The sequence below is a fragment of the Acidimicrobiia bacterium genome (assembly GCA_041393965.1).
Classification (GTDB): domain Bacteria; phylum Actinomycetota; class Acidimicrobiia; order Spongiisociales; family UBA5794; genus UBA5794.
This window is the reverse complement of sequence record JAWKJB010000002.1, coordinates 231478-246099: the sequence shown is the minus strand read 5'-3', so window position 1 is coordinate 246099 and position 14622 is coordinate 231478. Positions and strand designations below refer to the sequence as shown.

Here is a 14622-nt window from a genome sequence, read left to right as displayed (position 1 = left end):
AGGGAAAGAGACCATCGTGAAGATCGCCGTGGTCGGTGCTGGCTATGTCGGCCTCGTGACGGGGGCATGCCTCGCAGAGTTCGGGCATTCGGTCGTCTGCATCGACAGCGACACCGACAAGATCGAGCTGCTCAACCGTGGAGAGCTTCCGATCTTCGAACCTGACCTCGCCGAGATCGTCCAACGATCCGTCGCGGAATCCCGGCTCGGATTCACGACTTCGTACGAAGCATCCCTCGGCGATGTCGAGGTTGTCTTCATCGCCGTCGGCACTCCCGTGTCGGGAACTGGCGAGGCCGACCTGACCGCAGTGATGGATGTCGTCGACACCCTTGGTCCGGCCATGTCACCGAATGTGACCGTGGTCCTCAAGTCGACGGTTCCGGTCGGAACGACTGCGCTGGTCGCAGACCGCTTCGCTGAACGCTGTGGCGCCGCTGCCCCCGTTGTCGTGTCGAACCCCGAGTTCCTGAAGGAGGGCAACGCCGTATCGGATTTCATGCGACCCGACCGCGTGGTGGTGGGTACGCGGACCCCCGAGGCCCGTTCGGTGATGGAGGAGGTGTACCGATCGCTCATCGACGCGGGTGCACCGTTCGTCTTCACGGACCCGGAGACGGCCGAACTCATCAAGTACGCATCGAACGCGTTTCTCGCCGTCAAGCTCGGCTTCATCAACGAGATGGCCGACATTGCGGATCGGACCGGGGCATCCGTTGACGATGTATCGCTTGCGATGGGCCTCGACGCCCGGATCTCGGCCTCGTTTCTCAAGCCCGGACCCGGCTACGGGGGATCGTGTTTCCCGAAGGACACCCAGGCACTGCTTCACACCAGCACCGAGGTCAAGGCCCCCTCGCGGATTGTCGCTGCGGCGATCGACACCAACCGGGTCCGCCGCCGCGCGATGGTTGATCGTATTGCCGGGATCGTTCCCTCCGGTGCCGATGTTGGTGTCCTCGGACTGGCCTTCAAGGCCGGAACCGACGACCTTCGTGAGAGCCCGGCAATCGAGATCGTCGCGGGTCTCGTCTCGCGCGGCTTCCGTGTGACGGCGTACGATCCCGAGGGGATGGTGAACGCACGGCGGGTGCTTGAAGGGGTGTCGTTCGCAGCCGGGCCCTACGAGGCACTTTCTGGCGCGGCCGCCGGGATCATCCTCACGGAGTGGCCCGAGTTCGCACAGCTCGACCTCGGAACCGTGCGCGCCCGGCTCGCCACACCGACGATCATCGATCTGCGGAACCTCTTCGAACCGGCCGTCGTCGCAGCGGCGGGCCTCACCTACCACTCCGTCGGGCGCCCGACCGCAGAGCCACCCCGCGACGCCGACACGGACGGAGTCGACGATGGACGATCCGGAATCCCCACGCCACCGCCGTAACGGTTCAGCAACCACCGTTTCAGGTCGATATCGGAACCAGAGGCGCATCCCGATGATTGCATCGGATTAATCGGAACCGGAAGTAGTTTGGCATCAGGGAATGGGCCGCTCTGGGTATCCATGGGAGACGCACCGTGATTCGCAGAACCGCAACGATCATCGCACTGGTGCTGGTCGTGTCCCTTCCGTCGATCGCCGCGGCCGACGATCCGGGGACGATCACTTTCAACGGCGCTGGTTGGGGGCACGGCGTCGGCATGAGCCAGTACGGAGCCTTTGCCCGGGCGGACGACGGTCAGTCGTACGATCAGATCCTCACCTCGTACTTCACCGGTGCAACGATCGGGTTCCTCGGCCAGGGCGGGGTCGCTGCGGTTGATGCCATCTACACCAATGTGGCATCCGACATCTCCGCAACCACCCTGACGGTGTCGGACGGTCCCGGCTCACCGAAGGTCGGCATCACCCTCGTCCGCGACCCCGACGGTGCTGCGGAACCCGCGGTGACACTGATGTCGGGAGACACGGCAACGATCACCGACACAACCCCAGGCGCCGGAGCCCTCGGAGGTTGCACCGTGGTCATCACCGGAAGCAACCCAACCGAGTGGGGAAACGGGAGCTGCGACTTCGCGGCACAACTGAGCGCGCCGGGCGGTGAGCCGACCAACCTCATCTCGGGCACGAACTGTCGACGACCGACGCAGTGCACCTACGGCTACGGAAGCGAGTTCCTCGTCGTCGACAACGCAAGTCACGACCCGGGTTATGGGGGCTTCGACCTGGTGGTGGTCACGACCCCGGATGAGTACACGAGAGGGATCGCAGAGGTGCCGTATGCGTGGCCGACGGAAGTGCTCCGCACGCAGGCCGTCGCGGCACGGTCCTATGGAAGCGCCGTCGCGTACGCAACCAACCACACCACGCAGGGGTGCTTCTGCGATGTGACGAACAGCTCGTTCTATCAGGTGTATGCAGGCTGGCGACGCGATGCGCCGGACGGACCCGCGTGGGAGGCAGCAGCGAACGACACCACCGGTTTCATCGTGACCCACCCCGCCGCGGCCGGCGGCATCGTGAAGGCGTACTACTCGTCATCCAACGGCGGCGCCTCGGAATGGTCGGTCGAGAAGTGGGGCGGCAACTACCCATATCTGGTGTCGGTTCCCGATCCGTGGTCGCTCGAGCCGCCGAACCCGCATCGGTCGTGGAGCAAGGAGGTCAACGCCTCTGCTGTGGTCGATGCCATCTGGCCGGGGACGGGCAACACGCTGACCAGTGCGACGGTCATCGACCGGAATGTGTCAGGGAGCGCCAAGACCATCCGGTTCGTCGCAGACCGGCCCAGTGGAGGCAGCGTATCGAAGGAAGTCCATGTCAGTACGGTCCAGCAAGCGTTCGATCTGCGGAGCTGGTATTTCGATATCGACGACTCGGGCGTCGGGTCATCCGGTGGTGGACACCCGTCGGAGGGAACATCGGTCGGTCTCCAGGATCCCCGGACCGGGATCTGGACGCTGCGTGATGTCGATGGCACCACCGAATCGTTCTACTACGGGAACCCGAATGACGAGCCCTTCGCCGGTGACTGGGACGGGGACGGCGACGACACCGTCGGTCTGTACCGGCGCAGCGAGGGGTTCTTGTTCCTGCGGAACTCCAACACGCAGGGCATCGCCGACATCGCGATCTATTACGGGATCCCAGGTGACATCCCGATCGCCGGTGACTGGGACGGCGACGGGGACGACACGATCGGGATCTACCGGCCGTCGGAGGCCCGCTTCTATCTGCGGAACTCCAACACGCAGGGCATCGCCGACATCACGATAGCGTACGGGATTGTCGGGGACCGCCCCCTCGTCGGGGACTGGAATGGAGACGGCATCGACACGATCGGCGTGTTCCGGCCGTCGAACAAGACGGTGTACCTCACCGATTCGCTCCAAACAGGCACCACCTCGGTCGTGTTCGTCTATTCGGGGGCGGCATCGGGAGACAAGGTGATCAGCGGAGACTGGGACAACGACGGGGATGACACGCTCGGCGTCTTCCGCCCGTCACAACGGAAGTTCTACCTCAGGGACACCTTCACACAGTCCTCGGCAAACATCATCTTCACGCTCGGAAGCTCATGGATGAACCCCGTCTCCGGCAACTGGGACGGATAGGGCCGGCGGCTAACCTGTCGTCGTGGATCAACCGACGGCAGCGAAACCGCCCCTGAACCCGATCTCGGAAGCGCCGACCGTCTCCGTCGTTCTCCCCGCACTGAACGAGCGGGAAGCCCTTCCTTCCGTGATCGCGGACCTCCGTCGCAATGTCGGTGAGTGCGAGATCATCGTTGTTGACGACGGCAGCAGCGACGGCACGGCAGAGACCGCCGAAGCGCTCAACTGCATCGTCGTTCGCCATGGACGCAACAAGGGGAAGGGAGCCGCCCTCAGGTCGGGATTCGCCGCCGCGACGGGGGAGTTCATCATCTGCATGGACGCTGACGCCACCTACCCCGCCGATGCGGTTGCCGAGATGGCGAAGCTCCTCGAAGATCACGACTATGTGCGTGCCGACCGGGTCATCGATGAGTCGAACACACCGCGCGTGAACCGTATCGGGAACATGGCCATGGGTCGGATCCTCAAGACACTCCACGGCCTCGGACCGGGTGACCACCTCTCGGGCCTCTACGGATTCCGATCGGATGTCTTCGAGGAGCTCGCCACCGAAGCGTCCGGATTCGACATCGAGGTCGAAATCGGCATCAAGGTCAAAGAACGCGGACTCCGTGTCGCGACCATGCCGATCTCATACCATCCCCGGATCGGCGACAAAAAGCTCAACCCGTTCAGGGACGGAGCACGGATCCTCGGCCGAATCCTTCGACTGCTCCTCGTCTACCGCCCCCTTCTCCTGTTCGGCCTCCCCGGGCTCATCCTCACCGTCGTGTCGATTGTCGCCGCGATCGCCCTTGCCGGTGGGCCGATCATCACCGGCTACCTCGGGCTGTCGATCCACACCTTCATTGTGTCGTCCCTCGGCATCCTTGCCGGTTTCCAGCTTCTCACCTTCGGCATCGCCGGAGCGGTGTACCGTCGCCACCTCGGATTCGCTGTTACCCCCGTGCTTGACAAGATCACCTCATCGACGGTTCGCACCGGAGCCGCTCTCGTAGGCCTTGCCATCACAGCGGTGTGCGGGATCTGGCTCGCCATCACGATCGCCGGTTGGATCATCTCGGGCGGTCCCGAGTTCACGGCCACCCGCTCACTCGTTCTGACAGCGACCGGGGCGGTATTCGGCCTCCAGCTCCTGTCGGCAGCCTTGTTCATCACCCTCGTGGCCGATCGCACCGCGTGACGAAGCCGGTCACCATCGCCGTTGTCGCCTACAACGACGGCGCCGTTCTCGAGGCGTGCATCGAGTCCCTTCGCTCGGTCTCCGATGCCCCGATCGTCATCGTCGACAACGCATCTGATGACGACACCCTCGGCATCGGCCGCCACCTCGCCGCAGCATTGCCTGCGATCTCCGTCGTGTCCGCCGAGCGCAACGGCGGCTACGCGTATGGTGCCAACCTTGCCCGCACTCACATCGACACGCCATACCTCGCTGTCATGAACGCCGATTGTGTGGCGACAGGAGACTGGCTCAGCCCGTGCATTGCGGCCCTCGACGCAGATCCGGGCATTGGAGGATGCTCACCAACCGTAGGCCTTGCGGGAGCAGCTCAACTCAACGCCGAAGGGCTCTCCATCCACAAGACCGGCTTCGGGTTCAACCGGCACCTCGGGCATCCACTCACATCAGCCGCTCGCACACCTTCCGAGACGCCGGGTATCCAAGGAACGGCATTCGTCGTCCGGACGGAAGCCCTCGACAGAATCGGCGGCTGGTACGAGGGTGGGTTCCTGTACCACGAGGATGTCGAGTTGTCGTGGGCCCTGCGATCCGTCGGTTCCACGACCTGGCATGTCCCAACGGCTCCCATCCTCCACGACTACACCCTGATCATGTCCGCCGAGAAGTTCTTCCTTCTCGAGCGCAACCGGATCGAGATGCTCTCCACATACCTGCATCCCGCGACCCTCGTGTTGCTCGGCCCGGCACTGCTCATGTCCGAGGCCGCCGTGTGGGCCTATGCCCTCCTCGCACGAGGCGGGCTCCCGGGGGCAAAGGCCCGTTCGTACGGGAGCTTTCGTGAGCGACGAGAGCAACGACGGGAGCGCAGAGCGCAGGTACGGGCCTTCCGATCGGTCCCCGACCGGGAACTGCTCGCGTCGATGGAATGGCGATATCCCGGCCGTCAGCTCCGTACCCTCCGGCGAGGAAGGCCCATGCAGGGCCGTCGCGGCGACAGGCCGATGCCGACTGACTGAGCGTCACGGAATCGCGTGGACGACCGTCCCGATCTCGGCCCAAGCGAAGAGAGCCTCGGCCTTGTGGTCGGGTTGCCTGACGCATCCCCCCGATCGGAAGGTCCCCATCTGTTCTTCGGTCTGCATCGGCCGGCCATCGGGGTACCTCGGAATGGAGTGGAAGCCGTATGCCCACCGGTTCCCCCAGGACCCCGGCCTCACGAACCGGACCATGTGCTTCATCGTGATGCCCCCATACGGTGCCCAGGCGTTCACCGACTTGCTGTACACGGCGTATGTGCCGTTGAGTGGGATACCTTTGCGGCCCGACACGGCATAGTCGTCGACGAGCTTGTCGTTCTCATCGATGAGCCAGACATGCTGCTGGGAATTCGAGTAGATGATCCGCTTCCCTGAGCCCACATCGGGATACGGAGGCGGTACAGGAGGGGGCGGATCCCCACCGGGGAGCGCACCGAAATCGCTGGCCACCGGCGCCATGTCCGGCGACCCGTACTCGAAGGTGCCGGTGCCCGGGACGATGAACTCGGCAGGATTCGATCCGAATGTTGCAACGGGGTCGGCACCCGGCCAGTCCCCTATGAGCGGAGCCGTCCTGTCCGGGACCGTGATCACACCGTTCGAACCGTGTGCGAGTGCGTTGTTGAGGTACAGCCGGTTGGTTGAGGGGCGGAACATGTGCACGGTGTCGACACCGTCGCCGTCGGGATCGCCGACGACGGGCACATCGCCCGGATTTCCGAAGTCGTAGAAGAACTCAGCCGAACCGAGCCCTTTCCCGTCGGCCCCGATCTCATTGATGATGTAGACCCGGGACTCCGACGACCGGTAGATCGAGACGGTGTCGCAACCGTCACCGTCGAAGTCCCCTGCGATCGGGATGTCGTTCGGATCACCGAAGAAGAACAAGACATCGGCAACGCCTTGCGTGTTCGTGTTGCGCAGGTAGACGAAGCCGTCCGATTGTCGGTACAGACCAGGTGTTGCGATACCGTCGCAATCCCAGTCGCCGACAAAGGGGATATCCGCCGGATTGCCGTAGTAGAAGGAGGTCGTTTCACCCGTATCGGCGTCCCGCAGATACCACAGTCCCGTCTCGCGGTCGACAAGCCCGACATCGTCGCTCGCATTGGCTGCCGCGAGCCCGACCACCATGAACGCAGCCAGACAGGCGAGCACGACGAAGGATCGAAGGATCGACCTCCACGGGCTGGTCGTCACGGTCATGTCCACTCCCCTCACGGCTGGTCGTCCGGGTGTCACCCTACTTCGAGGTGACGGGCCTCCACGGCAATGGTTCCCGTCAGCGGCCACGATGTCATCGGCCAGCGACCACGACATGGGGGACGAGTCCGACATAGCCCCCCCAGTCGGCCATCCTCGGCTCGTTTGCGAGACTCATGTAGACCCGGCGCGTGCTGGGCCGGAACACGGCAACGGTGTCGTCGCCGTCACCGTCCCAGTCACCGGCAAAGATTCGGTCTCCCGGAATGCCGTAGAAGAACTCGAAGTCGGCGGTACCGGTGCTGTTCTGGTTCCTGAAGTACACGAACCCCGACGAGGTTCGGTACAGGCCGATGGTGTCGATGCCGTCGCCGTCGAAGTCGCCAACGAACGGCTGATCTCCCGGATCGCCGAACATGAAGCTGTAATCTGCCGCGCCGAGCCCAGCACCGTCTTCGCCGAGCTCGTTGATGATGTAGACCTTCGCCTCGCTCGCACGCCAAATCGACACGGTGTCCTTCCCGTCCCCGTTGAAGTCACCGATGAGAGGGACATCACCGGGATCCCCGAAGTAGAACTCGCGGTCGGCAACACCTTGCGTGTTGGTATCGCGCAGGTACACGAACCCGTCGGATTGTCGGTACAGGCCGGGTGTGGCTTCACCGTCGCCATCCCAATCCCCCATGAACGGGACATCGCCCGGGTTCCCGAAGTAGAACAGGGATTCGTCGTGAGGGTCGTCGAGCGTGTCCCACAGCCCGAAGCGACTGCCCACATCAACGGTCGCGATCGAGTCGCAGGTCGTCTCGGCCGCACATGGCGGGTCGTAGTGCGGAATGCCAGGCTCGCTGATGCGCATCGCAGCATCTGCGTGCGGGGTGGGGTTCACGACGACGCCGCCGGGGGCGTGGACTTCCCAGTGCAAATGTGGGTAGGTGCCTTCCGCGTTGCCGGAGTCACCGTCCCAACCGATGAGCTGACCCGCCTCGACGGTGACACCCGGCAGGATCCCATCCGCGATGCCCCAACCGAGGCCGTCATCGGTTCCGGGCGTGTCGTTGTTGAGATGGATGTACCAGGTCTCCCAACCGCCTTCGTGCATGAGGGCAAGCGTGCAGCAGCGTTCCGGGTTGAGGTCGTCAGGGCTCGAGGACCAGTTCACATACCGCACATAGCCGTCGGCGGCTGCGACGACGGGGACTCCCTTGATGCCGTAGGTCCCGATGTCGACGCCGTGGTGGGTTCTTCCTCCGCTGCGCGGAGCCCCGAAGGTGTCGCTGTAGCCGAAATCGACACCGTCCTGTCCGACGACGGGGAAGATCCAATCGGGTGGGGGCACATCGGCTCGGGCCATGGGTGCCGTGGCTGTGAGCAGGGCCGCTGCGAGGGTGAGGACGGTGGCGACAACCGTGACGCGAGGAACTACGAAACGCATACAGACGGTATCGGCGGAAGTGCTCCGATCCTTGAACGGCTGGCGTCGGTCGTCACGGAGTCGGGCCTATCGCATCGACACGACATGCTTGAACTGGCCGAGGTAGGCATCCCAGTCGGCAGCACCGGGGGTGTTGTGGAGCTTGACATACAGATGCCACTGGGACGGTCGGTACACGGCGACCGTGTCGGTCCCGTTGCCGTTCCAGTCGCCCGCCATGATGCGGTCCCCGGGATTCCCGTAGAAGAACGCACGGTCGGCGACTCCGGTTGTGAGCGAGTAGCGGAAGTACGAGTACCCGGTCGACGCGCGGTGGAGCCCGACCGAGTCTCTTCCGTTGCCGTTGAAGTCACCGACAAATGGCGTGTCGCCGACATTGCCGAACATGAAGCTGAAGTCGGCCGCGCCCAATCCGCCACCGTCGACACCGAGTTCGTTGACGATGTAGAACCGGCCCTCGGAGGGTCGGTAGATCGACACCGTGTCGTCCCCGTCGCCGTCCCAGTCCCCCGCAATGGGGACATCGCCTGGGTTCCCGAAGTAGAACTCGATGTCTGCGTTGCCTTGGGTGTTGCTGTTCCTGAGATAGACGAATCCGTCGGACTGGCGGTACAGGCCCGGTGTCGCCACACCGTCGCCGTCCCAGTCCCCCATGAACGGGACATCGCCTGGATTCCCGAAGTAGAAGGTGTTGGGTGTGTTGTCACCGACCTTGTCGAAGACGCTCCATCTGCCGCCCGCATCGACCGCTGCGAAGCCGGCACAGGATCCGGTGCATGGACTCGGTGGGAAGGGCGGGATCGGTGCGGGGCCGGAGGAGCCATCCGAGTCGCCGAACACGACGGTCACATAGGTGAGGTCGTGGTCGGCAGGGTCGACAACGATTCCGACCCCGACGCGGTCCGACGAGGCACGCAGAATGTTGGCCTTGTGGCCTGGCGAGTTCATGAAGGCATCGTGGTGGCTTTGGCATTGGGACCCGTAGCCGTAGCTGTAGGAGATGTTCTCGCTCCTCCCCCACCAGTTGCCAGGGAACGACAGGTCCGAGTGGCGGAAGTCGCCGCTGTTGTACATCTCGAACGACCAGTCCCTCGCGTAGCCGGTCAGGGAGGGTTCCGGGATCAGCGGATGGAGGCCCCTGGCGGTGCGTTCGGCGTTGTGGAGGCCGAGCAGGCACTGCTCGAGGCCGGGATCGACCGCTGCACCCCCGGCAACCGCAGGCCCTGCCGCAACGACCACCATCACAAGGGCCAAGATCATCGCGAGAACCGCCGCGTTCACGCGTACCCAGGGTTCTGGTTGACCTTTTGGTACAACCAGAACCCTGGGTACGCGCTCAAGGGGCTTTGTCCAAGACTTGTGTTCCATGGTCAGCGCTTGCCAGCCGTGACGACATGGGGGTACGGGCCGATGTAGCCGGTCCAGTCGGCGACACCAGCAGCATTCTTGAGGTTCACATACAGCCTGCGGGTCGACGGACGGTACACGGCGACGGTGTCGTCTCCGTCACCGTCCCAATCCCCCGCGAGGATCGAGTCGCCTGGGATTCCGTAGTAGAACGAGAAGTCAGCAGCCCCGGTCGTCAGCGAGTTGCGGAAGTACACGAAGCCGGTCGATTGTCGGTACAAACCGACGGTGTCGATGCCGTCGCCGTCGAAGTCACCGACGAACGGCTGATCGCCGGGGTTTCCGAACATGTAGCTGAATTCGGCCGCTCCAAGGCCTTTCCCGTTCTCCCCGAGCTCGTTGATGACATAGACGCGGGCTTCGCTCGCCCGCCAGATCGAAACCGAGTCGCGTCCGTCGCCGTCGAAGTCTCCGACGAGCGGCACATCGCCGGGATTCCCGAAGTAGAACTCCCGGTTGGCGTTGCCTTGGGTGTTCGAGTAGCGGACATAGACGAAGCCGTCCGACTGGCGGTACAGGCCAGGAGTTGCGGTCCCGTTGCCGTCCCAGTCGCCCATGAATGGGAGGTCGCCGGGGTTCCCGAAGAAGAACTTGGTCTTCCCCGAGGACGAGGAGAGCTCATCCCAGATCGCCCAATAGCCGCCAGCGTCGATGGCTGCCACGGTGTCACAGGGGCCGCGATCACAGGGGACATCCTCAGGCGGTGGGTCGCCAACGGTGAGTGTCCCCGGGGAGAACCATGAGGTGAGCGGCCAGCTGTAGGCGGTGTCACCGCTGGCAACGGCATCCTTCCAGCCCTGCACCAGCGACGAGGTCCACACACGGAAGTCGGGTTCGCCCGGCTTGTTGAAGTTGAACCACACGAACCCGACCACATTCGGATCGTTCTTGAGATAGGAGGTCATCGTGGTGATCCACGCGTTCTGACACCCGCCGCGGGGCGACGCCGTCTGTGAGATGACGAAGGGTTTGCTGTTGGATCCGGGGATGGTGTTGCGAATCTCGTCGAGGTATGGACCCATGGCTTGGGCGGGTGTCTGATAGGAGCCGTTTCCCGGGCACGAGCCCCAGTTGTATGCCGAGATGCCGATCACATCGACAACATCATCCCCCGGGTAGTAGCTGGCGAGGGAACCGCAGCCCGGTGCTGTCCAACCATTGGGCACCCAGGCGAAACGCACCTGGGTCTCGTCGATTCCCGCTGCGGTGAATGCATCGACGAACTTCCGGTAAGCCGTCTCGAACCTCGCCGGGTCACAGCCGTAGGCATTGCGGAGGTTGTGCTCGGGGAGGACGCCGACGATCAGGCTCCGTCCGCCTCCACGGTCGAGGAACGCCTTCACATGACGAACCCACTCGGCGATCTGGACATCGTGATTCCCGTTGGCGATCGAACCGGCCGACGCGTTGACGCCGACATTCGCAAACGGTGTCGATTTCGCGGCCCAGGCACTCTCGAGGATCTCGACGGTATTGGACCACGAGTTCGGGTCGCCCGGGTTGTAGTCGCTCGTTGCCTCATACACATCGTGGAAGGTGCCACCGAAGGTGACCTTCTGCCCGGCAGCGGCGCCAACGCCGTTGAGATCGCCTGTCACATAGAAGTCGCTCGAATACAGCCCCGTGTGAAGGCCCGGACCGGTTTCGGCAGCCGATGCGATGCCGGAAGACATGACGAGACCCACGGCGACGGCGACGGTCAGGGCGCGGACAATTCGCATGGTCATATATCGGACTTTCGGGGTGTTTCTTGAGGGTGAAGAGAGGCCACCGGGACCCATTGTCCCCCTGGATCTGAATTAGCGACCATCCACCGGCAGCTCGTTCCGCCGATCAATCCGCCGACGCATCGGGTCTCCTATCCAGCATCGGTAGGCTTCCCCACCATGGGAGCACCCACCGCCAGCGTGATCATCGCAACCCTCAATGAACAAGACACGATCGCCCATGTGGTTTCGACGGCGCTGGCATGTCCCGAGGTGGTCGAGGTGATCATCGCTGACGGAGGATCGACCGACGCCACGACCCAACAGGTTGCATCGCTCGCCGCACGGGACGCAAGGGTCCGGTTGATCTCCAACCCTGAGGGTCGGCAATCGGTGGGACTCAACCGTGCCGCGTCCGTGGCACGCGGGGATCTCCTTGTCCGGATGGATGCCCACACCCGCTACGCGGATGACTACATCGCTGCGAGCATCGCTGCGTGGCGCCGGGGTATCGCTGTGGGCGGGCCCATGGTGGCGCAGGGTGCAAACGCTTGGGGACACGCCATTGCCAACGCCATGGCGGATCCCCTCGCCATCGGGCCCGGTCGCTTCCACCATGCGGCCGCTGTCGAACAGGTCGACACCGTCTACCTCGGTACCTTCGCTCGAGCGGCGTTTCTCGAGCTCGGCGGCTACCGCACCTTTCCGTCGGGAACCGTCGAGGACGCGGACTTCTACGCGCGGTGGCGTGCTAGTGGCGGTGTCGTGGTCGTTGATCCTTCGATTCGGTCTTGGTACCGACCCCGTTCGACATGGTCGAGCCTCACGCGCCAGTTCTTCAAGTACGGCCGGGGTAAAGCAGAGCTGCTTCGGCTCAACGGCCGCCTCCCCACGATGCGGCCCCTGGCGCCGTTCCTCCTGGTGCTCGCCCTCGTCACCGGTATCGGGGTCCTCCCTTGGACCTGGCTTCCCCTCGCTGCCGTCCTCACCGGTTGGCTTGTTGGCCTCGTCGTCGTGGCGATGCGTGCGCCGGGCAACCGACTCCGGACATCGATCGCCGCAGCGACCATGCATCTGGCGTTCGGAAGCGGCATGTGGGCGGGCCTATTCGCGCGCAGGCCAGCGCCGGAGACTCGTGGCCTTGCCGAGACGCCCCCACGCTCGGCGCATCACCCGGATGGGAACCGCCGTCGGTAGTCGGCGAGCGTCGTCCTGATGCCGTCGCGGAGAGAGACGCGGGGGACCCAGCCCAGTGCTTGGAGCCTTGCGACCGAACCGACACGGTACGGGACACCGACCGGTTTCGACCCGTCGTAGGCGATCGCGAGGCGTTCCGACACGGTATCGCGGACGATCGACGCCAGATCGGCGATGGTGATCCCTTCGCCAGAGTCAATGTTGTATGCAGACCCTGACTCTCCCCCACGCAGAACATCGACAACCGCTCGACCCGCATCGTCGACAAACAGGAAGGACCGGATTGCGGATCCGTCGCCCCACACGACCACCGGATCGGTGGGCACCGCCGTCCCGAACCGGCGAACGAGAGCGTGTATCACGGTGGAACGCTCATCGTCGTACGAGGCCCCAGGGCCGTAGATGTTGCCGAACCGACCGATCACCAGCCTGATACCCGAGGCTTCGCCCCACCATCGGCCAACGACCTCGTCCGTCGCCTTCGACCATGCGTATTGGCTCGGCTGGTCCCAGCTCGAGACGATGGGGGCTTCCTCGGGAATCGGCTCCGTCGAGTCGCGATACACCACCTGCGAGGAAGCGAGAAACACGGCTTGCACCCCGGCACGACGACTCGCTTCAAGCACGGTGTCGGTCATCGCGCGGTTCTCGTCGAAGACTCCGGCTTCGTTCTGCATCTGGATGCCGCCGGAACGGGCAGCAAGATGTACCACCGCATCGCAGCCGTACAGGGCGGCTTCCATCTGTCGAAGGTCAAGTGCATCTGCGGCGTGGAACTCGATGTCCGAATCAGCGGGATCATCCTTCCCGACGACCACAGGGACCGCGTCAGCGTTGCGCAGGGCACCGACCACCGCCCGGCCGATGAAGCCGGAGCCACCGACAACGGCGACTGTCCTCACCTGGTCATCCTCTTGCTGCGTACAGCGCGAGGTCGGCTTCGACCATCTCCTTCACGAGATCCCCGAAGGATGTCTCGGGCTCCCAGCCGAGAATCTGGCGCGCCTTCGAGATGTCCGCCTGGAGGTAATCCACCTCGGCGGGCCGGTAGAACCGAGGGTCGATTTCGACGAAGTCACCCCAGTCGAGATCGACGACCCCGAACGCCTCATCGAGGAAGTCCCGCACCGAGTGCGATTCGCCCGTGCCAATGACCAGATCGAGCGGCTCGTCGTGGACGACCATGAGGTGCATCGCTCTGACATAGTCCCTCGCATGCCCCCAGTCCCTTCGAGCGTCGAGGTTGCCGAGGAAGAGCTTGGTCTGTTCACCGGACAACAAGCGTGGAATCGACGATGTGATCTTCCGTGTCACGAATTCCTTGCCCCGCCTCGGGCTCTCGTGGTTGAACAGGATCCCGTTTGACGCGTGGAGGTCGTACGACTCCCGGTAGTTGACCGTCGCCCAGTAGGCGTAGACCTTTGCGACGGCGTACGGGCTCCTCGGATGGAAATGCGTGTCTTCCCCCTGTGGCGGGGGCGAAGAGCCGAACATCTCGCTGCTCGATGCCTGGTAGTACCGGATCGTTGGATCGATGTTCCTGATCGCTTCGAGCAGCCGGACCGCTCCGAGTCCCGTCACATCACCGGTGTGAACCGGTTGATCGAAGCTCGCACGCACATGGCTCTGAGCGGCGAGGTTGTACACCTCGTGGGGGCGCACACTATCGATGAGGCGCCCAAGCGAATGCGAGTCGCCGAGGTCGGTGATGTGGAGCGTTACCTGCGGCGTGTCCCCGATCGTAAGGTGACCGATACGGGTGTCTTCCATGTCCTGGGTTGTCGTTCGGATCGTCCCATGCACCTCGTAGCCGAGGTCGACGAGATGCTCGGCAAGGTAGGATCCGTCCTGACCGGTGATCCCGGTGATCAGTGCGCGTTTGGATGCCAAGAA

General features: G+C 63.9%; 11 protein-coding genes. 5 read left to right on the top strand and 6 right to left on the bottom strand.

Going from position 1 to position 14622, the window contains the following annotated elements; all coding sequences use genetic code 11:
• Positions 1–16 precede the first annotated feature (16 nt).
• From R2823_05935 to R2823_05920, 4 genes are all read left to right on the top strand, one after another.
• Positions 17–1384: a UDP-glucose/GDP-mannose dehydrogenase family protein gene (locus R2823_05935; protein MEZ5175728.1), complete on the top strand. Its 1368-nt coding sequence runs from the start codon at positions 17–19 to the stop codon at positions 1382–1384.
• A gap of 134 nt (positions 1385–1518) precedes the next feature.
• Positions 1519–3555 carry a SpoIID/LytB domain-containing protein gene (locus R2823_05930; GenBank protein ID MEZ5175727.1) on the top strand — a complete coding sequence of 679 codons (2037 nt, stop codon included), beginning with the start codon at positions 1519–1521 and terminating at the stop codon, positions 3553–3555.
• Between the two features lie 22 nt (positions 3556–3577).
• The gene (locus R2823_05925) at positions 3578–4741 is read left to right on the top strand and encodes a glycosyltransferase family 2 protein (GenBank protein ID MEZ5175726.1); all 1164 of its coding nucleotides are present in this window, start codon (positions 3578–3580) and stop codon (positions 4739–4741) included.
• Positions 4738–5760: a glycosyltransferase gene (locus tag R2823_05920; GenBank protein MEZ5175725.1), complete on the top strand. Its 1023-nt coding sequence runs from the start codon at positions 4738–4740 to the stop codon at positions 5758–5760. Before R2823_05925 ends, R2823_05920 begins: the two co-directional genes overlap by 4 nt.
• 3 nt (positions 5761–5763) lie before the next feature.
• On the opposite strand, the gene R2823_05915 is transcribed toward R2823_05920, so the two are convergent.
• The 4 genes from R2823_05915 to R2823_05900 all read right to left on the bottom strand — a co-directional run bounded on the left by R2823_05915 (position 5764) and on the right by R2823_05900 (position 11553).
• Positions 5764–6987, bottom strand: coding sequence for a L,D-transpeptidase (locus R2823_05915; GenBank protein ID MEZ5175724.1), 1224 nt, complete (start codon positions 6985–6987; stop codon positions 5764–5766).
• Between the two features lie 91 nt (positions 6988–7078).
• Positions 7079–8419 carry a VCBS repeat domain-containing M23 family metallopeptidase gene (locus R2823_05910; GenBank protein MEZ5175723.1) on the bottom strand — a complete coding sequence of 447 codons (1341 nt, stop codon included), beginning with the start codon at positions 8417–8419 and terminating at the stop codon, positions 7079–7081.
• A 66-nt stretch (positions 8420–8485) separates the two neighbouring features.
• A complete protein-coding gene (locus R2823_05905) occupies positions 8486–9700 on the bottom strand; it encodes a CAP domain-containing protein (protein MEZ5175722.1) in 1215 nt (404 codons plus the stop codon).
• 89 nt (positions 9701–9789) lie between these two features.
• Positions 9790–11553, bottom strand: a complete 1764-nt coding sequence (locus R2823_05900) for a hypothetical protein (protein MEZ5175721.1) — start codon at positions 11551–11553, stop codon at positions 9790–9792.
• A gap of 159 nt (positions 11554–11712) precedes the next feature.
• Between R2823_05900 and R2823_05895 the strand changes: the two genes are divergently transcribed.
• On the top strand, positions 11713–12729 hold the full coding sequence (locus R2823_05895; GenBank protein MEZ5175720.1) for a glycosyltransferase: 1017 nt from the start codon (positions 11713–11715) through the stop codon (positions 12727–12729).
• On the opposite strand, the gene R2823_05890 is transcribed toward R2823_05895, so the two are convergent.
• Complete coding sequence (locus tag R2823_05890) at positions 12702–13631, bottom strand: NAD-dependent epimerase/dehydratase family protein (GenBank protein MEZ5175719.1); 930 nt, start codon at positions 13629–13631, stop codon at positions 12702–12704. The two genes, R2823_05895 and R2823_05890, sit on opposite strands and share 28 nt — an antisense overlap.
• A gap of 4 nt (positions 13632–13635) precedes the next feature.
• Positions 13636–14619 (bottom strand): GDP-mannose 4,6-dehydratase, encoded by a 984-nt coding sequence (gene gmd, locus R2823_05885; GenBank protein MEZ5175718.1) that lies wholly within the window; start codon positions 14617–14619, stop codon positions 13636–13638.
• Positions 14620–14622: the final 3 nt, after the last annotated feature.